This is a genomic window from Streptomyces sp. NPDC053750, assembly GCF_044544295.1.
GTDB lineage: Bacteria > Actinomycetota > Actinomycetes > Streptomycetales > Streptomycetaceae > Streptomyces.
The window spans coordinates 45,865-65,097 of sequence record NZ_JBITXB010000027.1; the positions used below are offsets into that span (position 1 = coordinate 45,865).

General features: G+C 71.8%; 15 protein-coding genes. 6 read left to right on the plus strand and 9 right to left on the minus strand.

All coding sequences use genetic code 11. The annotated features are described in order from the left end of the window. Positions 1–40 precede the first annotated feature (40 nt). Positions 41–1,009 (minus strand): GlxA family transcriptional regulator, encoded by a 969-nt coding sequence (locus ACIGO6_RS38265; protein WP_399884815.1) that lies wholly within the window; start codon positions 1,007–1,009, stop codon positions 41–43. Positions 1,010–1,148: 139 nt separating this feature from the next. Here ACIGO6_RS38265 and ACIGO6_RS38270 point away from each other — a divergent pair, with 139 nt between their 5' ends. The 3 genes from ACIGO6_RS38270 (at position 1,149) to ACIGO6_RS38280 (ending at position 4,760) form a co-directional block, all read left to right on the plus strand. Then, on the plus strand, positions 1,149–2,018 hold the full coding sequence (locus ACIGO6_RS38270) for a hypothetical protein (protein ID WP_399884817.1): 870 nt from the start codon (positions 1,149–1,151) through the stop codon (positions 2,016–2,018). Positions 2,019–2,114: 96 nt separating this feature from the next. After that, positions 2,115–2,246 carry an LPFR motif small protein gene (locus tag ACIGO6_RS38275; protein ID WP_019330364.1) on the plus strand — a complete coding sequence of 44 codons (132 nt, stop codon included), beginning with the start codon at positions 2,115–2,117 and terminating at the stop codon, positions 2,244–2,246. A 144-nt stretch (positions 2,247–2,390) separates the two neighbouring features. Further along, positions 2,391–4,760, plus strand: coding sequence for a Tex family protein (locus ACIGO6_RS38280; RefSeq protein WP_399884820.1), 2,370 nt, complete (start codon positions 2,391–2,393; stop codon positions 4,758–4,760). Between the two features lie 135 nt (positions 4,761–4,895). On the opposite strand, the gene ACIGO6_RS38285 is transcribed toward ACIGO6_RS38280, so the two are convergent. Together ACIGO6_RS38285 and ACIGO6_RS38290 are read right to left on the minus strand one after the other, a co-directional pair. Next, positions 4,896–6,533: an ABC-F family ATP-binding cassette domain-containing protein gene (locus tag ACIGO6_RS38285; protein WP_399884822.1), complete on the minus strand. Its 1,638-nt coding sequence runs from the start codon at positions 6,531–6,533 to the stop codon at positions 4,896–4,898. Positions 6,534–6,568: 35 nt separating this feature from the next. Next, positions 6,569–7,600 carry an oxidoreductase gene (locus ACIGO6_RS38290; protein ID WP_399884824.1) on the minus strand — a complete coding sequence of 344 codons (1,032 nt, stop codon included), beginning with the start codon at positions 7,598–7,600 and terminating at the stop codon, positions 6,569–6,571. Positions 7,601–7,666: 66 nt separating this feature from the next. On the opposite strand from ACIGO6_RS38290, the gene ACIGO6_RS38295 reads away from it, so the two are divergent. Next, a complete protein-coding gene (locus tag ACIGO6_RS38295) occupies positions 7,667–8,620 on the plus strand; it encodes an FAD-dependent oxidoreductase (protein ID WP_399884826.1) in 954 nt (317 codons plus the stop codon). A gap of 120 nt (positions 8,621–8,740) precedes the next feature. Here ACIGO6_RS38295 and ACIGO6_RS38300 read toward each other — a convergent pair whose 3' ends face one another. The 3 genes from ACIGO6_RS38300 to ACIGO6_RS38310 all read right to left on the minus strand — a co-directional run bounded on the left by ACIGO6_RS38300 (position 8,741) and on the right by ACIGO6_RS38310 (position 13,802). Then, positions 8,741–10,471, minus strand: a complete 1,731-nt coding sequence (locus tag ACIGO6_RS38300) for a BCCT family transporter (protein ID WP_399884828.1) — start codon at positions 10,469–10,471, stop codon at positions 8,741–8,743. An 80-nt stretch (positions 10,472–10,551) separates the two neighbouring features. Next, positions 10,552–11,847: a M14 family metallocarboxypeptidase gene (locus ACIGO6_RS38305; RefSeq protein ID WP_399884830.1), complete on the minus strand. Its 1,296-nt coding sequence runs from the start codon at positions 11,845–11,847 to the stop codon at positions 10,552–10,554. Continuing rightward, complete coding sequence (locus tag ACIGO6_RS38310; protein WP_399884832.1) at positions 11,844–13,802, minus strand: Xaa-Pro dipeptidyl-peptidase; 1,959 nt, start codon at positions 13,800–13,802, stop codon at positions 11,844–11,846. The genes ACIGO6_RS38305 and ACIGO6_RS38310 overlap by 4 nt, the downstream gene beginning before the upstream one ends. Positions 13,803–13,966: 164 nt before the next feature. Here ACIGO6_RS38310 and ACIGO6_RS38315 point away from each other — a divergent pair, with 164 nt between their 5' ends. Further along, positions 13,967–15,460 carry a M1 family metallopeptidase gene (locus tag ACIGO6_RS38315; RefSeq protein WP_399884834.1) on the plus strand — a complete coding sequence of 498 codons (1,494 nt, stop codon included), beginning with the start codon at positions 13,967–13,969 and terminating at the stop codon, positions 15,458–15,460. A gap of 20 nt (positions 15,461–15,480) precedes the next feature. Here ACIGO6_RS38315 and ACIGO6_RS38320 read toward each other — a convergent pair whose 3' ends face one another. Both ACIGO6_RS38320 and ACIGO6_RS38325 read right to left on the minus strand, forming a co-directional pair. After that, positions 15,481–15,966: a macro domain-containing protein gene (locus ACIGO6_RS38320; protein WP_399884836.1), complete on the minus strand. Its 486-nt coding sequence runs from the start codon at positions 15,964–15,966 to the stop codon at positions 15,481–15,483. Positions 15,967–16,008: 42 nt separating this feature from the next. Further along, the gene (locus tag ACIGO6_RS38325; protein ID WP_399884838.1) at positions 16,009–17,478 is read right to left on the minus strand and encodes an amino acid permease; all 1,470 of its coding nucleotides are present in this window, start codon (positions 17,476–17,478) and stop codon (positions 16,009–16,011) included. A gap of 267 nt (positions 17,479–17,745) precedes the next feature. Here ACIGO6_RS38325 and ACIGO6_RS38330 point away from each other — a divergent pair, with 267 nt between their 5' ends. Beyond that, positions 17,746–18,471, plus strand: a complete 726-nt coding sequence (locus tag ACIGO6_RS38330; protein WP_399884840.1) for a MerR family transcriptional regulator — start codon at positions 17,746–17,748, stop codon at positions 18,469–18,471. A 9-nt stretch (positions 18,472–18,480) separates the two neighbouring features. Here the strand turns inward: ACIGO6_RS38330 and ACIGO6_RS38335 are convergent. Beyond that, a partial coding sequence (locus ACIGO6_RS38335) for a 3-hydroxyacyl-CoA dehydrogenase family protein (RefSeq protein WP_399884842.1) occupies positions 18,481–19,233 on the minus strand: 753 nt, incomplete at its 5' end.

The window sequence follows — 19,233 nt, forward strand, 5'->3', positions numbered from 1 at the left end:
CTTACGGGTTCGTCCGGCGAGCGGGGAGAGGCGCGCGCCCTCAGTGGGCCGGCGCGGGACGGAACCGGCGGCGGTACTCGGCCGGTGAGGTTCCGAGGGCCTTGACGAAGGCGCGGCGCATGGCCTCGGGCGTGCCGTAGCCGCTGGCACGGGAGATCTCCTCGACGCCGTCGCCGGTGTCCTCCAGCAGCCGACGGGCGTGTTCGAGGCGGACCCGGTCGACGTACCGGCCGGGTGTCATGCCGGTCTCCGCCCGGAAGGCGCGGGCGAAGTGACGCGGCGAGAGACGGGCGCGGGCGGCGAGTGCCGCGACGCCCAGATCGGCGCCGGGATGCTCGGTGATCCACTGCTGCAGCTCCCGCAGTGGATCGCGCCGCGCGGTCTGGGCGGCGAGTTGAGCGCTGAACTGGGCCTGGTTTCCGGGCCGGCGCAGGAACACCACCAGATGGCGGGCGACGGTCAGGGCGGCGTCCCGGCCGAGGTCCTCCTCGACCAGGGCGAGGGCGAGGTCGATGCCGGAGGTGACACCGGCGGACGTGGCGACGCGGCCGTCGCGGACGTAGATCGGGTCGGGGTCGACGTCCACGGCCGGATGGTCGCGGGCCAGCCGGTCGCAGTACGCCCAGTGGGTGGTGGCGCGGCGGCCGTCCAGGAGGCCGGCCCGGGCGAGCAGGATCGCCCCGGTGCAGACGGAGACCAGGCGCCGGGCGCGCGGTCCGTGCCCGTGCAGCCAGTCGGTCAGGCGCGGGTGGGGTTCGCGGGTGCCCTGGCCGCCGGGGACGACCAGGGTGTCCGGGTCGGACACGTCGGCGAGCGCCGCGTCCGGTACGAGGGTCAGACCGCTGGACGTGCGTACGGGGGAGCCGTCCAGCGAGGCCGTACGGATCCGGTAGGTCCCCGGCGTGTGCTTCTCGGCGCCCGCGAAGACTTCCACGGGGCCGGTGACATCGAGGCTCTGGACGTCGTCGAAGAGGAGGACCAGTACGTTCCGGACGGTTCGCTGCGCCATGCCGTCGATTCTTCGCCCGGCCGCGGATGGCCGCAATGACGAGCTCCCCACCTTTCCTGCCATCGTCCTTCCTGTCATGCGTCACGCGCGCGTGGAGCAGCCCTGGAGGACGTACTGAGCGGTTGGTAACCTGCGCGGCATGACAACTGCCGCCATCGACGCGCGCGCCGGCCGCCGCTGCCACAACGTGCTCAACTCGCTGCACTCGACGCACTACTTCTCGCCCGACCTGGGCCGGGAACTGGGCGCCCTCGGGGTCACCGACCCCCGGGCCGTCAACTTCGCGGTGCGTGCCGCCGCGCTCGGGCCGGTCGGGGCCGGGGCGGTGACGGCGGCGTTCTACAACTACAAGCACGACCTCGTCGCCCGGCACGTGCCCGCGGTGTGGGAGACCGTCACGCCCGAGCAGGCGCTGGCGGCACGCGCGCGTGCCGTCGACGCGACGCTGCGTCGGCTGCTGGGCGAGGACGCCGTGACGTCCGCGGAGATGGCGGAGGCGGCGGCCCTGGCCCTGCGCGCCGCCGAGGGCTGCTCGCGCAGCGCCCGCCCGCTGTACTCGGCCCACGCGGACCTGCCCGTGCCCGAGGAGGCGCACCTGGCGTACTGGCACGCGGCGACCCTGCTGCGCGAGCACCGGGGCGACGGCCACCTCGCCGCGCTCATGGCCGCGGACCTCGACGGTCTCGAGGCGCTGGTGACGCACACCGCGACCGGCAAGGGCATGGCGCCGAAGTGGATCTTCACCACCCGGGGCTGGACCCAGGAGGAGTGGGACGCGGCGACGGACCGGCTCCGCGACCGCGGGCTGCTCGACGACGCCGGCGCGCCGACCGAGCGGGGCGCCGCGCTGCGCGACGAGGTCGAGCGGACGACGGACCGGCTGGACGCGGCCCCCTACGCCCATCTGGGCGCGGAGGGTGTGGCGCGTCTGACGGAGCTCGGAACGGCGTTCGCGCGTACGGCACTCGGCGCGGGCGCCTACCCGGCGGACCTCTTCGGCAGGGCCTGAGCGGCCGACCGGGCACACGGCCGGGCATGTCCGGACGATGGCGAGGTACCCGTAACTCACCCGGCCGCGGCGGTCGGGAGACGAAAGGGGCTACACGTGTTCCGTGCCATCGCAGACGTACTGCGCCAGATCGGCGGCGCCGTCGCCACCGTGGTGACGCTTCCCTTCCGGGCCGTGGCCCGGCTCTTCGGCGGGGCCTCGTCCGCCACCCGCAGCCGCCGGGTCTGAGCGGCCGGGCCCGGCCCGCGGGAACCGTCCCGCGGGTCCGACTCGGGCCGAATCCGACCGGCCCGGGCCGCGCCCTGATCCCCGATTGTCGTCGCCACCTGCCACAATGACCGCGCAACCTCAGTGAGAAGGCGGTACGGGATCGTGACGACACCCGGGTCCAGCGGGTCCATTGAAGCAGGGTCCATCGAAAGCAGGATCGCCGAGGAACTCGGCGTACGGGAGCGGCAGGTGAAGGCCGCGGTGGAGCTGCTCGACAGCGGCTCGACGGTGCCCTTCATCGCCCGCTACCGCAAGGAAGCGACCGAGATGCTCGACGACGCGCAGCTGCGCACGCTCGAGGAGCGGCTGCGCTATCTGCGCGAGCTGGAGGAGCGGCGCACGGCCGTCCTCGACTCGGTGCGCGAACAGGGCAAGCTCACCGAGGAGCTCGAAGCGCGCATCCGCACGGCGCAGACCAAGGCGCGGCTGGAGGACATCTACCTGCCCTTCAAGCCCAAGCGGCGGACCAAGGCGCAGATCGCGCGCGAGGCGGGTCTGGAGCCGCTGGCCGAGGGCCTGCTCGCCGACCCGTCGGTGGACCCCGTCGCCGCGGCTGCCGCGTTCGTCGACTCCGACAAGGGTGTGGCGGATCCGCAGGCGGCCCTGGACGGGGCGCGGTCGATCCTCACCGAGAAGTTCTCGGAGGACGCCGACCTGATCGGCGAGCTGCGGGAGCGGATGTGGGGGCGCGGACGACTCGCCGCCAAGGTGAAGGAGGGCAAGGAGGAGGCCGGCGCCAAGTTCGCCGACTACTTCGACTTCTCCGAGCCCTTCACCGAACTGCCCTCGCACCGGGTCCTCGCGATGCTGCGCGGCGAGAAGGAGGACGTCCTCGACCTCGTCCTGGAGCCAGAGGAGGCCACCGACGGCCCGTCGTCGTACGAGGGGATCGTCGCGGGCCGGTTCGGGATCGCCGACCGCGGCCGGCCCGGCGACAAGTGGCTGGCGGACACGGTCCGCTGGGCCTGGCGCACCCGCATCCTCGTGCACCTCGGCATCGACCTGAGGCTCCGGCTGCGCACGGCCGCCGAGGACGAGGCGGTGAACGTCTTCGCCGCCAACCTGCGCGACCTGCTGCTGGCCGCTCCGGCCGGCACGCGCGCGACGCTCGGCCTGGACCCCGGTTTCCGCACCGGCGTGAAGGTCGCCGTGGTCGACGCGACCGGCAAGGTGGTGGCCACGGACGTGATCCACCCGCACGTCCCGGCCAACAAGTGGGACGAGGCGATCGCCAGGCTGGCGCGGCTGGCGAAGGAGCACGCGGTCGAGCTGGTCGCCATCGGCAACGGTACGGCGTCCCGCGAGACCGACAAGCTCGCCGGTGAACTCATCGCCAAGCACCCCGAGTTGAAGCTCACCAAGGTGATGGTGTCCGAGGCGGGCGCGTCCGTGTACTCGGCCTCCGCCTTCGCCTCCCAGGAACTCCCGGACATGGACGTGTCGCTGCGCGGCGCGGTGTCGATCGCCCGGCGGCTCCAGGATCCGCTGGCCGAGCTGGTGAAGATCGACCCGAAGTCGATCGGCGTCGGCCAGTACCAGCACGACCTGTCCGAGGTGAAGCTCTCGCGCTCGCTGGACGCGGTGGTCGAGGACTGTGTGAACGGCGTGGGCGTGGACGTCAACACCGCCTCCGCGCCGCTGCTCGCCCGCGTCTCCGGCATCACCTCCGGACTCGCCGAGAACATCGTCGCGCACCGCGACGCGAACGGGCCGTTCACCTCCCGGACCGCGCTGAAGAAGGTGTCGCGGCTCGGCCCCAAGGCGTACGAGCAGTGCGCGGGCTTCCTGCGGATCCGGGGCGGCAGCGACCCGCTGGACGCGTCCAGCGTGCACCCCGAGGCGTACCCCGTGGTGCGCCGGATGGTGAAGACCGCGGGGCAGGAGGTGGCCGGGCTCATCGGCAACACCTCCGTGCTGCGGTCGCTGAAGCCGGCGGAGTACGTGGACGAGAAGTTCGGTCTGCCGACGGTCACCGACATCCTGCGGGAGCTGGAGAAGCCGGGGCGCGACCCGCGGCCGGCCTTCAAGACGGCCACCTTCAAGGAGGGCGTGGAGAAGATCTCCGACCTGTCGTCCGGGATGGTGCTCGAGGGCGTCGTCACGAATGTCGCGGCCTTCGGGGCGTTCGTGGACATCGGTGTGCATCAGGACGGGCTGGTGCATGTGTCCGCGATGTCCAAGACGTTCGTGAAGGATCCGCGGGATGTGGTGAAGCCCGGGGACATCGTGAAGGTGAAGGTGCTGGACGTCGACATTCCGCGGAAGCGGATCTCGTTGACGTTGCGGTTGGACGACGACGCGGCTCCGCAGGGTGAGCAGCGGGAGCAGCGGGGGCAGCGGCAGGGCGGGCGACCTCCCAAGCAGCGGCAGCAGCGGGCTGCCTCCGGCGGTGGGAAGGGACGGTCCTCTGCGGCGCCGGCTCCTGCCAACGGGGCGATGGCGGACGCGTTGCGGCGGGCCGGGTTGGCGTAGGCACCCGGTGAGGCTGGGGGTGGGTGCGCGGGCCGGCGCTGGCCGGGTGCCTCCCCCACTCTCGGCTTCGCTCGAGCGGGGGGACCCCCACCGCCCACCCGTGCCGCCCCAGCGGCACGACTGCCCGCAGTGGTCCTAGCCTTCCCTCACCTTGCCGTTCGTTACCTCCAGGCGGCGCGTGATGCGTACCGCGTTCAGCATGCGGCGGTCGTGGGTGATCAGGAGGAGGGTGCCCTCGTAGGCGTCCAGGGCCGATTCCAGTTGTTCGATGGCCGGCAGGTCCAGGTGGTTGGTCGGCTCGTCCAGGACCAGGAGGTTGACGCCCCGGCCCTGGAGGAGGGCCAGGGCGGCACGCGTGCGCTCGCCGGGTGAAAGGCTCGACGCCGGGCGCACGACGTGGTCCGCCTTGAGACCGAACTTGGCCAGCAGGGTGCGGATCTCCGCCGGCTCCGTGTCGGGGACGGCGGGGCGGAAGGCGTCCAGCAGGGCCTCGGGGCCGTGGAACAGCTTGCGGGCCTGGTCGACCTCGCCGAGCAGGACGCCGGAGCCGAGCGCCGCGTGACCGGCGTCGAGCGGGACGCGGCCCAGGAGGGCGCCGAGCAGCGTGGACTTGCCCGCGCCGTTGGCCCCCGTCACCGCGACGCGGTCCGCCCAGTCGATCTGGAGGGAGACCGGGCCGAGGACGAAGTCGCCGCGCCGCACCTCGGCGTCGCGCAGGGTGGCGACCACGGCGCCCGAGCGGGGCGCCGAGGCGATCTCCATGCGCAGGTCCCACTCCTTGCGCGGTTCCTCGACGACCTCCAGGCGTTCGATCATGCGCTGGGTCTGGCGGGCCTTGGCGGCCTGCTTCTCGCTGGCCTCGCTGCGGAACTTGCGGCCGATCTTGTCGTTGTCGCCCGCCTTGCGCCGGGCGTTCTTGACGCCCTTGTCCATCCAGGAACGCTGCGTCTGGGCCCGGTCCTGGAGGGCCGCCCGCTTGTCGGCGTACTCCTCGTACTCGTCGCGGGCGTGCCGACGCGCCACCTCGCGTTCCTCCAGGTACGCCGCGTAGCCGCCGCCGTAGAGGTTGATCTGCCGCTGGGCCAGGTCGAGTTCGAGGACCTTGGTGACGGTGCGGGTGAGGAACTCGCGGTCGTGGCTGACGACGACGGTGCCGGCGCGCAGGCCGGTCACGAAGCGTTCGAGGCGTTCGAGGCCGTCCAGGTCGAGGTCGTTGGTCGGCTCGTCGAGCAGGAAGACGTCGTAGCGGGACAGGAGGAGGGAGGCGAGGCCGGCCCGGGCCGCCTGGCCGCCGGACAGGGACGTCATCGGCTGGTCCAGGTCGACCGTCAGGCCCAGGGTGTCCGCCGTCTCCGCGGCGCGGTCGTCGAGGTCGGCGCCGCCCAGGGCGAGCCAGCGCTCGAGAGCGGTCGCGTAGGCGTCGTCGGATCCGGGGGCGCCGTCGACCAGGGCCTGGGTGGCCTCGTCCATGGTGCGCTGGGCCTCGGTCACGCCGGTGCGGCGGGCCAGGAAGGCCCGGACGGTCTCGCCGGGGCGGCGCTCCGGCTCCTGCGGGAGGTGGCCGACGGTCGCGGCCGGCGGGGACAGGCGCAGCTCGCCCTGTTCCGGCGTGGTCAGCCCGGCGAGCATGCGCAGGAGGGTGGACTTGCCCGCGCCGTTGGCTCCGACGAGTCCGATCACGTCGCCGGGGGCGACGACGAGGTCGAGCCCGGTGAACAGGGAGCGGTCACCGTGGCCGGCGGCGAGGTTCTTGGCGACGAGGGTGGCAGTCATCAGACCGTCGATCCTAGCGGCGGTCCGCAGCCCGCTCAGCCGGGTTCTCCGTGGACCACCGCCGCCACCAGCACGCTTCCCGGTGCCCGGGCCACCACGTAGGACTCCCCCTTCACCGCCCGCGTGTCCAACGCGATGCGGTGGCCGCCCGGGGGGAGCACGCCGTCGTGGATCTCGGTGGTGTGGGTGCGGCGGAGGAGGTCGAGGCGGTACGCGGTGAGTCGTACCCGGCAGGGCGAGGTCACCTCGACGTCCGCCGCGGTGCCGGTCGCCGACAGGTGGGTCAGGCGGCGCCGTTCGGCCGGGTCGCGGTTGAGGGCGTTCTCGATCTGGGCGACGAGCAGCGGGACGATCGGGGCGAGGCCGTCGACCTCGGCCACGTCCACCCCTGCGGCCGCGAAGGCGCGGCGTACGGCGGCCCGCTCGTCCTCGGTGACCGTGCGGCCGAAGGCGACGGCGCCGTAGCCCCGCAGTTCGTCGGCCGGCACGTCGCCGGCGTCGCGGGTGATGTCGGCGCCGATGCCGATGGTGCGCAGCGCGGCGGCGAGCCTGGCGAGCAGGGCGACGCGGTCGCCGATCAGCAGGACCCGCCGGCGGGTGTGCGCGGAGCCGTCGAGCAGGGCGGCCAGTGCCGCGCGGTACTCGGCACCGGGGAAGCGGTACGGGCCGATGCCGTGGTAGCCGTTGAGGTCGAGGTCGGCGTGTTCGCCGGTCTGCCAGGCGAAGTCCCGCCAGACGAAGTCCTCACCCTCCTGCCGGATCACGGCGGTCACGGCGCCGCACGCCAGGTCCTCGCACTCGGGACAGCCGTAGATGACGTACCGGCCGCCGGGCAGGGGTGCCTCGGTCTCCAGGAGCAGGCTGCGGACCTGCGCGGTGAAGATCGCGGGCGGCACGTCGGAGGCGAGCGGGGAGACGGCGTCCAGGTCGGAGAGGCGGAACAGCAGGGGCCGTCCGTCCACGATGAAGTCCACGAAGTCGCGGTGGACCCGGAAGTCACCGTCGGGGAGGAGGCCCCCGGCCCGCATCGCCGGTGCCAGGCCGAAGGTCGCGTACTCGGCTGCCATGCGGTGAGTATTCCCAGGGCGGAGCAGGTCTGCGCACAACACGGTGGGTTCGGTTAACGTCCCGGTGTGGAAACCGAACTGGGTGACGAGGTCGTCGTGGTCGGCGGCGGGGTGGCGGGGCTGACGACGGCCGTCGTTCTCGCCGAGCGCGGCCGGCGGGTGCGGCTGTGGACACGGGAGCCCGTCGAGCGGACCACCTCGGCGGTCGCGGGCGCGCTGTGGTGGCCGTACCGCATCGAGCCGGTCGCGATGGCCCGCGCGTGGGCGCTGCGTTCCCTCGACGTGTACGAGGAACTGGCGGCGCGGCCCGAGGTCAGCGGCGTACGCATGGTCGACGGGGTGCTGGGCGAGACCGGTCTGGACGAGGCGGACTCCTGGGCGGCGGCCCGGCTGCCGGGGCTGCGTGCGGCGACGCAGGAGGAGTACGGCGGGTCGGGGCTCTGGGCGCGGCTGCCGCTCATCGACATGTCGACTCATCTGCCGTGGCTGCGGGAGCGCCTGGTGGCGGCGGGCGGTGTGGTGGAGACGCGCTCGGTGTCCGATCTGGCCGAGGTCGACGCGCCGGTCGTGGTCAACTGCACGGGGCTGGGCGCGCGGGAACTGGTGCCGGACGCGTCCGTGCGTCCGGTGCGCGGGCAGTTGGTCGTCGTGGAGAACCCGGGCATCCGGACCTGGATGGTCTCCACCGATCCCGTCTCCGGGGAGATGGCGTACTTCTTCCCGCAGCCCGGCCGGCTGGTCCTGGGCGGCACGGCCGAGGAGGACGTCTGGTCGGCCGAGCCGGACCCGGCGGTCGCGGAGGCGATCGTACGGCGGTGCGCGGCACTGCGGCCCGAGATCGCCCGGGCGCGGGTGCTGGGGCACCTGGTGGGGCTGCGGCCGGCGCGGGACGCGGTACGGCTGGAGCGCGAGCCGCTGCCCGACGGGCGGCTGCTGGTGCACAACTACGGGCACGGCGGGGCGGGTGTGACGGTGGCCTGGGGCTGCGCGCGGGAGGCGGCGGAGCTCGCCGCCCGCTGACCACGACCGCGCGGGCCGACTGCGGCCTGCGCGCCGGGCCTCGTGCGGGGAGGGGCCGGCACGCGCGTGCGTGCCGGCCCCTTTCCGGTCCCCCGCTCCACCGAACCGACTCCGCGTCGGTCAGTGGTGCTTGCCGATCGGGTCGCCCTCCACGTCCGTGCCGGGGCCGGGGCCGATGCGGATCTCGAAGTCGCCCTCGTACTGCTTGTGGCCCTCGATGACGGCCAGGCCGACCGCTTCGGAGGCCATCTCGCCGCGCACGATGAGCGGGTCGCGGCGCAGGTCGCGCATGAGCGCGACGCACATGAAGATCATCACGATGACGAAGGGTGCCGCCGCGAGGATCGTGAGGTTCTGCAGACCGGTCAGCGCGTCCCCCTCGCCGCTGCCGACCAGGAGCATGATGGCGGCGACCGCGCCGGTCACCACACCCCAGAACACGACCACCCAGCGGCTGGGTTCGAGCGCGCCCTTCTGCGAGAGGGTGCCCATCACGATGGAGGCCGCGTCGGCGCCCGAGACGAAGAAGATGCCGACGAGGATCATCACCAGCAGGCTGGTGACGGTGGCGATGGGGAACTCCTGGAGCACGGCGAAGAGCCGGCCCTCGGGGGTCGTCTCGTCGCCGAGCCGGTTCTGCTCCTGGAGCCTCATCGCCGAGCCGCCGAAGATCGCGAACCAGATGAGGCTGACCGTGCTGGGGACGAGGATGACGCCGCCGATGAACTGGCGGATGGTCCGGCCCCGGCTGATCCGGGCGATGAACATGCCGACGAAGGGCGTCCAGGAGATCCACCACGCCCAGTAGAAGACGGTCCAGCTGCTCAGCCAGTCCGCGACGCCCTCGCCGCCGCTGATCTCGGTGCGGCCGGCCATTTCGGGCAGGTCGCCGAGGTAGGTGAAGACCGAGGTCGGCAGCAGGTCGAGGATGAGGATGGTCGGACCTGCGACGAACACGAACACGACGAGCAGCAGGGCGAGCACCATGTTGGTGTTGGACAGCCACTGGATGCCCTTCTCGACGCCGGAGATCGCGGAGGCCACGAACGCCACCGTCAGCACCGCGATGATGCCGACGAGCAGCCCGGTGCTGACCTTGTCCATCCAGTCGAGCTTCTCCACGCCGGAGCCGATCTGCAGCGCGCCGAGGCCGAGCGAGGCCGCGGAGCCGAACACCGTCGCGATGATGGCCAGTATGTCGATGACCCGGCCGCCGACGCCGTTGGCGTGCTTCTCGCCGATGAGCGGGGTGAACACGGCGCTGATGGTCTGCCGGCGGCGCCTGCGGAAGGTGCTGTAGGCGATGCCGAGGCCGACCACCGCGTAGATCGCCCACGGGTGGAGCGTCCAGTGGAACAGGGTGGTGGCCATGGCCGTCGCCATGCGGTCGCCGGTGTCGGCGGGGTTGGTGCCGGGCGGAGCGGTGTCGAAGTGCGCGAGCGGCTCGCTCACGCCCCAGAACATCAGACCGATGCCCATGCCGGCGCTGAACATCATGGCCACCCAGGACACCGTGCGGAACTCGGGTTTTTCGCCCTCGGCGCCGAGGTGGATGCGGCCGTAGCGGCTGGCCGCGAGCCAGAGGGCGAAGACGACGAATCCGGAGGCGGCGAGCACGAACGCCCAGCCGCCGTTGTGCATGAGGCCACTGAGCATGGAGCCGGAGGCTTCCTCCAGCGAGTCGGTGGCGGCGGCGCCCCAGACGACGAAGGCGAGGGTCAACCCGGCTGTGACGCCGAACACGATGCGGTCGGTCCGGGGCTTGTGCTCCTGCCCGGGCAGGCCCGCTTCCGAACCCGGCAGCGTGCCTCTTTCGTGGTGGTCCTTGTCGCTTGGTCGGTCCTGCGTCACAGGCGGCACCTTTCAAGTCGGTGAGGCCGAAAATAGTCCTCTGCTACGCCCTTACCACGTGCGACGCAGAACTCACCTCCTCAGCAGCGGGTGTCGGGGGCGCCCACCGTCACGTGGTACGCCGCCCGCTCGTCCAGGAGCAGCGGCACGAGGGCGCGCAGTGGCTGGCGCAGCGGTACGTAGGCGCCCTTCTCCCCGTCCGGACGCACCTGTACACCGTGCAGTGCCAGTTCGTCCTTCAGGTCCGTGTACTGGGCGGGGGTGAGCCGGTATCCGCAGGGCGGGTCCTGGAGCACCTCGCCGGGTTCGGCGGGGTCGTTGTCCGCGCCGCCGAGGTACACGGGGCCGGTGTCGGCCAGGCCGGACCACCGGGCGGTGCGGGTGGCCGACTCGACGGGTCCGCGCCGCTGGTCCGCGTAGTGGAACATGCCGTCCAGGGCGGCGAGCTGGGAGTTCACCCGGCGCCGGTTGTTCAGGGCCTCGTCCTCGCGCTCGGCGTCGGTGAGGGCGTCGACGCGGCTCTCGATGAGCAGGCCGACCGCGTGTTTCACGCCGGACATGTTCCGCAGGATGCGTTCCTGGCCGTCTCCGGCGGTCTGCTTGATCGGGTCGCCGGTGACCGGGTCGGTCCAGATGCCGTAGGTGCCGGTCGAGTGACCGGCCTCGCCGGCGGCGGGGCGGACGTACGCCCCGGACAGGGTGCGGGCCTCGTCGTGGACCCGGGCGTGGGTGTTGAGGTTGCGGGGCCAGAGGTCGAACAGGTCCTCGTCGTAGTACGGGGGTGTGGCGCCGTACTCGTGCAGGTCGTAGAGGACGTCGGGTTGCCGGTCGCGGACGACGGCGGCCAGGGCGCGGGCCTCGGCCGTCTTCAGGGCGAGGTGGTCGCGGTTGATGTCCACGCCGTCGCTGTTGCCGCGGGTGTCGGCGGCGCGGCCGTCGGGGTTGGCGGTGGGCAGGACCAGCACGGTGGTGCGGTCCAGGAAGTGCCGGGTGCGCCGGTCCTTCGCCCAGGCCAGGTCGCGGACGGTGGACAGGCAGGCCTCGCGGCCGGAGGGCTCGTCGCCGTGCTGGCTGCACACGAGGAGCACCTTGTTCGGGGCGGAGGCCCTGCCGATCGTCACGAGCTGGAGCGGGCGGTTCTGCTTGGTGGTGCCGATGCGGTCGACGGTGACGCGGCTGCTCGCCCGGTCGGCGGCGGCCAGCAGCGCCTGCTCCTCGGGCTGGGTGGTCCAGCGGGCGCCCTTCGTCTCCTCGAAGCCCGTGCGGGGCGGGTGGTGTGGGGTGCCGGCCGCGTGGGCCGGTGCGGTGAGAAGGGACGCGGCGAGGGCTGCGGCGGCCGCCGCGGTGGTCACGGTGAGGGTGCGCAGGCGGTTCATCGGGCTCCCTTCGGGACGCGGTGGGTGGTGCGCGGCGCGGTCACGCCGTCGAGCGGCGTGGGCGCGGGGGCGACGGTCGCCGCACCGGCGGTGGCCTCGGCGAACGCGGCGGTGCCGCCGACGAACGGTACGCGGGCCGATGTGCGGGAGAGGTCCAGCGTGAGCGTCGGCGTGTCGGCGGGCGGGTCGATGAGGTCCTTGTCGGTGCCCGCGACGATCAGCGCGAGGCGGTGGCCGGCCGGGACGACGTGGTCGGTGGCCGCGAGGTGCAGGGTGACGGTGTACGCCTTGCCCGGAGTGAGGGGGCGGCCGTGCCACTTGGAGGCGTGGTTGCCGAGGTCGGCCCAGCCGCGGCTGACGACCGTGTGGTCCACGTCGGTGGTCTTCGCCGCCGTCTCCTTGTAGCAGGAGCTGTCGCCCGGGGTGCTCGGGCCCCAGCAGGTGCGGTCGGTGAGGGTGGTGATGCCCTCGCCGCCGTCGGCGTAGTCACGGATGGTGTCGGGTCCGAGGTCGACGAGTACGGCGGAGAGGTGGGCCGTCGGGGTGCTGGACCGCGCGGTGACGGTGACCTCGGAGGTGCCGGACAGGCGCAGGTCGCGGGTGAGCGGGCCGGTGACGAAACCGGCCTTCTCCGGTGTCGACTTGTCGATGTGTGCGGCCCAGTCGGTCTCGCTCAGCGCCGGGTTGTCGGTGAAGGCCTCGGTGCCGTGGTCGCGGCGCAGGCCGAGGGTGCCGACGCCCGGCTGCGCGCCGTCGGCGGGGCGCAGGGTCGTGGTGGCCGTGGAGCGCGGCGGCCAGCTCTTCGACGTCTCCCACTGGTCGGGCCGGCGTTCGATGTCGGCCATCGGCTCGCGGTCGATACCGTTGTCGTAGCCGAGGAGTTCGTGGTCGAACCAGCGGTGCAGGGTGTCGACCCACTCGGCGCGGCGGAAGTCGAAGGGGTCGACGTGGCCGGTCTGGGAGAGCCAGATCTTGCGGTCGACGCCGTTCTTCGCGAGGGCGTCCCACCACGGGCCGACGTGCTGCATGCGGACGTTGAGGTCCTGCATGCCGTGGACGAGGAAGACGCTCGCCTTCACCTTGCTCGCGGCCTTCACGTAGTCGCGCTCGGTCCACAGCTTCGTCCAGTCGCCGGTGCGCGGGGCGCCGTCGACGAGCTTGCGCTGAACGGCGTCGCACTTGGCGCGGGCGTCGGGGCTGTTGACGTAGTTCGACAGCCAGTCCGGGCCGGAGTCGTAGAGCGGGGCGCCCTGGCTGAAGTAGTAGTCGTACCAGGAGGAGATGGCGGCGATCGGGACGATGGTCTCCAGGCCCTCGACGCCGGTCGCGGCCACGCCATTGGCAATGGTGCCGTCCCAGCTCTTGCCGATCATGCCGGTCCTGCCGTTGGTCCAGTCGGCCTCGGCACGCTCGCCGCCGGTGCGGCTGGTGTACGCCTTCGCGCGGCCGTTCAGCCAGTCGACGACGGCCTTCGCGGACTGGACGTCGGAGCGCCCACCGACGTCGACGCAGCCGTCGGAGCGGTTGGTGCCGGCCAGGTCGACGCCGACGAAGGCGTAGCCGCGGGGCACGAAGTAGTTGTCGTAGTAAAGCGGCATCCCGACGACGTCGCCGTTCGCGTCGTACGTCTTCTTCTGGCTCTCGTTGCCGCGCCCGCAGCAGGAGTAGTACGGGCTGGCGTCCATGATGACCGGGATCTTCCGGCCCTGGGCGGCGGGTTCGCGGGGGCGGACGATGTCGACGGCGACGCGGTCGTCCGCGCCGTCGCCGTCCCCGTCGTACCCGGTGTCCACCCAGACGGCCTCGCGGACGGCGTCGGCGTAGGAATGGACGGGTTCGCTCTGTCGCGGTGCGGGGTGTGCCGTCGCGGCGGGCGTGAGGAAGGTTGCCATGAGAGCGGCCGTGGCCGCCGTCGCGAGCGGTCTCCAGATCGTGAAGCGCATGCGTAGAGGCATGCGCGGGACGGTACATCGGTCAACTGCCGTGCAGAAGAGGGCGTCAGGTGTCTCATGACGGCCGAATGGCGATCGTGTGACACGAGTGGCCGTGGACATGACTGTGCCCACAGGGGCTGCATAGGCTTCGAACAGACTTCGTGCCCCTACGACTTGGAGCTTTCGTGCACCGCAGAATCATCGTGCCGGGCGCGCTGGGCGCCGCCTTGCTCATGTCGGCGATCCCGGCGTCGGCGGCGGCCCACTCCCCCGGCGCTCCGGGCATCGGCGACCCCTACTACCCGGCCTACGGCAACGGCGGATACGACGTCTCCCACTACGACCTGCGCCTGAAGTACCAGCCGGCCACGGACCGGCTGGAAGGCACGGCGACGATCCTGGCCCGCACCACCGAGGACCTGTCACGGTTCAACCTGGACTTCCTGCTGGACGTCGGCGAGGTCCGGGTGAACGGCGCGAAGGCGTCGTTCACGACCTCGGGCGAGCACGAACTGGAGATCACCCCGAAGAGCCCGCTGCGCAAGGCCACGCCCGTCACCGTCGTCGTCCGCTACAGCGGCGTGCCGTCCACGAAGCAGGCGTACGGCTTCACCAGCTGGCACCGCACTCCGGACGGCGGCGTCGCCGCGAACGAACCCGAGGCCGCGGCGTGGTGGTTCCCGAGCAACGACCACCCGCTCGACAAGGCCACCTACGACGTGTCGGTGCAGGTGCCGGACGGCACGCAGGCCATCTCCAACGGCACGCTCCAGTCGACGAGCTCACGGCTCGGCTGGACCCGCTGGAACTGGCGGTCCGACAAGCCGCAGGCGACGTATCTCGCGACGCTGGCGGTCGGGAAGTTCGACATCACCACCGGCACGACCGACGGCGGCATCCCGGTCGTCAACGCCTACAGCAAGGACCTCGGCGCGCACGACGGCGCGGCGCGGGCCAGCGTGGAGCGGACCGGGGAGATCGCCGACTGGCTGACCGGCTACTTCGGGCCCTATCCCTACAACGCGCTCGGCGGATACGTGCCGAACACGGACACCGGGTACGCGCTGGAGACACAGACCCGGCCGTTCTACAGCCCGCGGCAGTTCGCCAACGGATCGAACGTGTCCGTCGTCGTGCACGAGCTGGCCCACCAGTGGTACGGCGACCTGGTGTCCGTGCGCGGCTGGAAGGACATCTGGATCAACGAGGGCTTCGCGCGGTACGCCCAGTGGCTGTGGTCCGAGCACGAGGGCGAGGGCACGGCGCAGGAGCTGGCCGACTACACGTATGCCTCGCACCCCGCCGACGACCCGTTCTGGACGGTGCGGCCCGGCGATCCCGGACCCGAGAACCAGTTCGACATCGCGGTCTACGACCGGGGCGCGCTCGCGGTCCAGGCGCTGCGGAACGAGATCGGCGACGAGGCCTTCTTCGAGGTCCTGAAGGGCTGGCCGCAGCGGTACGCCCACGGCAACGCGTCCGTCGCCGACTTCCAGCGGTACGCCGAGGAGGTGTCCGGCAAGCCGCTGGCCGCGCTGTTCGACACCTGGCTGTTCCAGCCGTCGAAGCCGGACGCGCCGGCGGCACGCGCGGCGTCCCTCGCGAAGGCGTCGGAGGCGCCCGAGCGGCCCCGGTCGTGGCGGAAGATCGCCGCGACCAACGACGTGCACGAGCACTGAGCGCCTGACGGCGCCGGTCCTCAGGCGGCGTCCCCGTGGTCGTAGACCGTCACGGGGACGCCTCGCCGCGCCAGGCGCTCGGTGACGAGCGGCTCGACGCGGGACCACTTGCCGCCGGCCAGGCCGCAGCCTATGCGGGGCATGTGCACGGATGCGTTCAGCTCGGTCGCCCTGTCGGCGAGGTGGCCCAGCGCCGTGTCGATCGCCTCGTAGCGGACGGGGGCGCCCTTGCTGCCGGTTCTGACGCCGCGCTGGCCGATCATGTTGGCCACCCAGACGTACGGCTCGACCTGGACGTACTGGACGGCGCCCAGCCCGAAGTCGTTCGACGCGCGGTCGCGGTGCCAGGCGCGGTAGGCCGCCTCCGGCTCCGGCCAGCGGCGGGATACGGCCAGGACGAAGCCCTTGCCCCAGCCGCCGAGGTCGTTGCAGACATGGGCGATCACCTTGACGCCCTTGACCGACGGAACGGTGGCGTCGCCCCGGACATACCTGATCTCCGACATGACGCCACCGTACGGGTCACCACTGACAGTGGTCCCGGGCTGCTACTCCTTCGTCAGCCCGGACAGCTCCTGCTCGGCGTTCCGCGCCACCCGGCGGCGGACGCCGAACCAGCCGGCGACCAGCAGCACCGCGATCCCGGGGACGAGCATCAGGGTCTTGCGGCCCACCTCGGGGTCGTTCCACATCATGCCGAGACAGGCCAGCAGGAAGGCGATCGTGGCGATCTCCGTGACGGGGCTGCCCGGCAGGCGGAAGTGCGGCCTGGCGACCAGTCCCGCACGCGCCCTCCGCACGAAGATCAGGTGGCAGATCATGATGATCACCCAGGTGCTGATGATGCCGAGGGAGGCGACGTTCAGCACGATCTCGAAGGCCTTGCTCGGCACCAGGAAGTTCAGGCCCACGCCGAGGACGCAGATGCCACAGGTCAGCAGGATGCCGCCGTAGGGCACCTGGCTGCGGCTCATCACGCCGGTGAACCTGGGCGCGGAGCCCGCCATCGCCATGGAGCGCAGGATGCGGCCGGTGGAGTACAGGCCCGAGTTCAGGGACGACATGGCCGCCGTGAGGACCACGAGGTTCATCACGTCACCGGCCGCGGGGACACCGATCTTGGACAGGACGGTGACGAAGGGACTCTGGTCGCCGGAGTAGACCGAGCTGGGCAGCAGCAGGGCCAGCAGGACGACGGAGCCGACGTAGAAGAGGGCGACGCGCCACATGATCGAGTTCACCGCGCGCGGGACGACCTTCTCCGGCTCGGCGGTCTCGCCGGCGGCGACGCCGACCAGCTCCAGGGCGGCGTACGCGAAGATCACGCCCTGCATGACGAGGACGACGGGCATCACGCCGTGCGGGAGGATGCCTCCATGATCGGTGATCATGCTCATGCCCGGGGTGTGACCGCCCACGTCGTGCTGGGTGGCCAGCAGGAAGATGCCGATCAGCATGAAGCCGACGAGCGTGGCGACCTTGATGATCGCGAACCAGAACTCCATCTCGCCGAAGATCTTCACCGAGATGAGGTTCACGGCCAGGACCACCGCGAGGGCGATCAGGGCGAGCACCCATTGGGGGATGCTCGTGAACATGCTCCAGTAGTGCGTGTACAGCGCGATCGCGGTGATGTCGGCGATGCCGGTCGTCGACCAGTTCAGGAAGTACATCCAGCCGGCGACGTAGGCGCCCTTCTCACCGAGGAACTCACGCGCGTACGACACGAAGGACCCGGAGGAGGGCCGGTAGAGCACGAGCTCACCGAGCGCCCTGACGACGAAGAAGGCGAAGACTCCGCAGACGAGGTAGGCGATGGCGAGCGCCGGTCCGGCGTCGCGCAGGCGCCCGCCGGCGCCGAGGAAGAGACCGGTGCCGATCGCTCCGCCGATGGCGATCATGTTGACGTGGCGGGCCTTGAGGTCCTTGCTGTAGCCGGCGTCACCCGCGTCTGCGGGTTGTGCGGCCGCCTGGGGGTGGGCGGCGGCCTGTGCCGTGGCGACGGCATCCTTGCTCACGGGTGGTTCCACTCTCTGGTGCGCCCGGGCGGGATACGCCCAGGTCGTCCGTACAGTGACAAGGCCCGCACCACCCTCGCGGCACAGACCGAGGCAGCACCTTCCCACGACGCTGCGTTCCCATGCGATGGCTCATGTCACACAGCGTGACTTGTCACAGGATCCGTCGGCCCTCTCCATGTGCTGCACAAAAGGCGACACAGAAGGCGACACAGAAGGCGACACGAGAGGTGTCACAGCAATGGTGGGACAGCGATACTGCTGCACATGACGACGACCGACACCGAGGAGCCGACCCTCACGATCGACGAGCTGGCCGCGCGGGCCGGCGTCACGGTGCGCACGGTCCGCTTCTACGGCACCAAGGGACTGCTGCCGCCGCCCGTGATCGGCCCGCGCCGGGTGGGGCACTACGGCGGGGAGCACCTGGCCCGGCTGGCGCTGATCGAGGAGTTGCAGCACCAGGGCATGACGCTGGCCGCGATCGAGCGGTACCTGAAGCAGCTGCCGCCCGACCTGAGCGCCCACGACCTCGCGCTGCACCGCGCGGTGGTGGCCTCCTGGGCACCGGAGACGGTGGAGCGCGTCACCCGCGAGGAGCTGGTCCGGCGGGCGGGCCGACCGCTGACGGACGACGACGTGGACCGGCTCGCGGCGATGGACGTCGTCACGCGGGACAAAGACGGAGACGAGGACGAAGACGTCTACCGCGTCGACGCCGGGCTGCTGAGGCTCGGCGTCGAGCTGCTCGACGTGCCCTTCTCCCCCGAGACGGTCCTCGCCGCCCGCACGGCCCTCCTCGGGCACTCCCGCGCCGCTGCGCGCGACCTGTCGCGACTGCTGCGCGACGCGGTCGCCGAACGCGACGCGCGGGACGTGCGGTCCCTGTCCGCCCACATGCACCCGCTCGTGGTGCAGGCGCTGCTGACCACGTTCCAGCGGTCGCTGCGCCAGGAGCTGCGGGAGTGGCTCGACGAGGAGGTCGGCGAGTGATCCGGCGGCTCAGCGGCCGTCGGTGAAGACCTCCCCCTTGTCCGCCTTCTCCACCAGCAGCGCGGGCGGCGTGAAGCGCTCGCCGTAGCGGTCGGCGAGTTCGCGGGCGCGGGCGACGAAGCCGGGCAGGCCGCCCTCGTAGCCGTTGATGTACTGGAGGATGCCGCCGGTCCAGCCGGGGAAGCCGATGCCGAAGATGGAGCCGATGTTGGCGTCGGCGACGGAGGTCAGGACGCCCTCCTCCAGGAGCCGCACCGTGTCGAGTGCCTCCGAGAAGAGCATGCGCTCCTGCATGTCCTTGAAGGGGATCTCGTGGCCCGGCTTGGTGAAGTGCTCGCGCAGCCCGGGCCACAGGCCGGCCCGCTTGCCGTCCTCGCCGTACTCGTAGAAGCCGGCGCCGCCGCTGCGGCCGGGGCGCTGGAACTCGTCGACCATGCGGTCGATGACGGCCTCGGCGGGGTGCGCGGTCCAGGTGCCGCCCGCCTCCTCCACGGCCCTCTTCGTCTCGTTGCGGATCTTCCGCGGGAGGGTGAGGGTCAGCTCGTCCATCAGGTTGAGGACCTTGGCCGGGTAGCCGGCCTGGGCCGCGGCCTGCTCGACGGACGCGGGCTCGATGCCCTCGCCGACCATCGCGACACCCTCGTTGATGAAGTGGCCGATGATCCGGGAGGTGAAGAAACCGCGCGAGTCGTTGACCACGATCGGCGTCTTCTGGATCTGACGCACCAGGTCGAAGGCACGCGCCAGCGCCTCCTCCCCCGT

Coding starts and splice junctions, on each gene's coding strand:
- ACIGO6_RS38320 (WP_399884836.1), bottom strand. CDS start 15,966: ATGTCGGAGATCAGGTATGTCCGGGGCGACGCCACCGTTCCGTCGGTC.
- ACIGO6_RS38270 (WP_399884817.1), top strand. CDS start 1,149: ATGACAACTGCCGCCATCGACGCGCGCGCCGGCCGCCGCTGCCACAAC.
- ACIGO6_RS38285 (WP_399884822.1), bottom strand. CDS start 6,533: ATGACTGCCACCCTCGTCGCCAAGAACCTCGCCGCCGGCCACGGTGAC.
- ACIGO6_RS38330 (WP_399884840.1), top strand. CDS start 17,746: ATGACGACGACCGACACCGAGGAGCCGACCCTCACGATCGACGAGCTG.
- ACIGO6_RS38305 (WP_399884830.1), bottom strand. CDS start 11,847: ATGAACCGCCTGCGCACCCTCACCGTGACCACCGCGGCGGCCGCCGCA.
- ACIGO6_RS38290 (WP_399884824.1), bottom strand. CDS start 7,600: ATGGCAGCCGAGTACGCGACCTTCGGCCTGGCACCGGCGATGCGGGCC.
- ACIGO6_RS38265 (WP_399884815.1), bottom strand. CDS start 1,009: ATGGCGCAGCGAACCGTCCGGAACGTACTGGTCCTCCTCTTCGACGAC.
- ACIGO6_RS38310 (WP_399884832.1), bottom strand. CDS start 13,802: ATGCCTCTACGCATGCGCTTCACGATCTGGAGACCGCTCGCGACGGCG.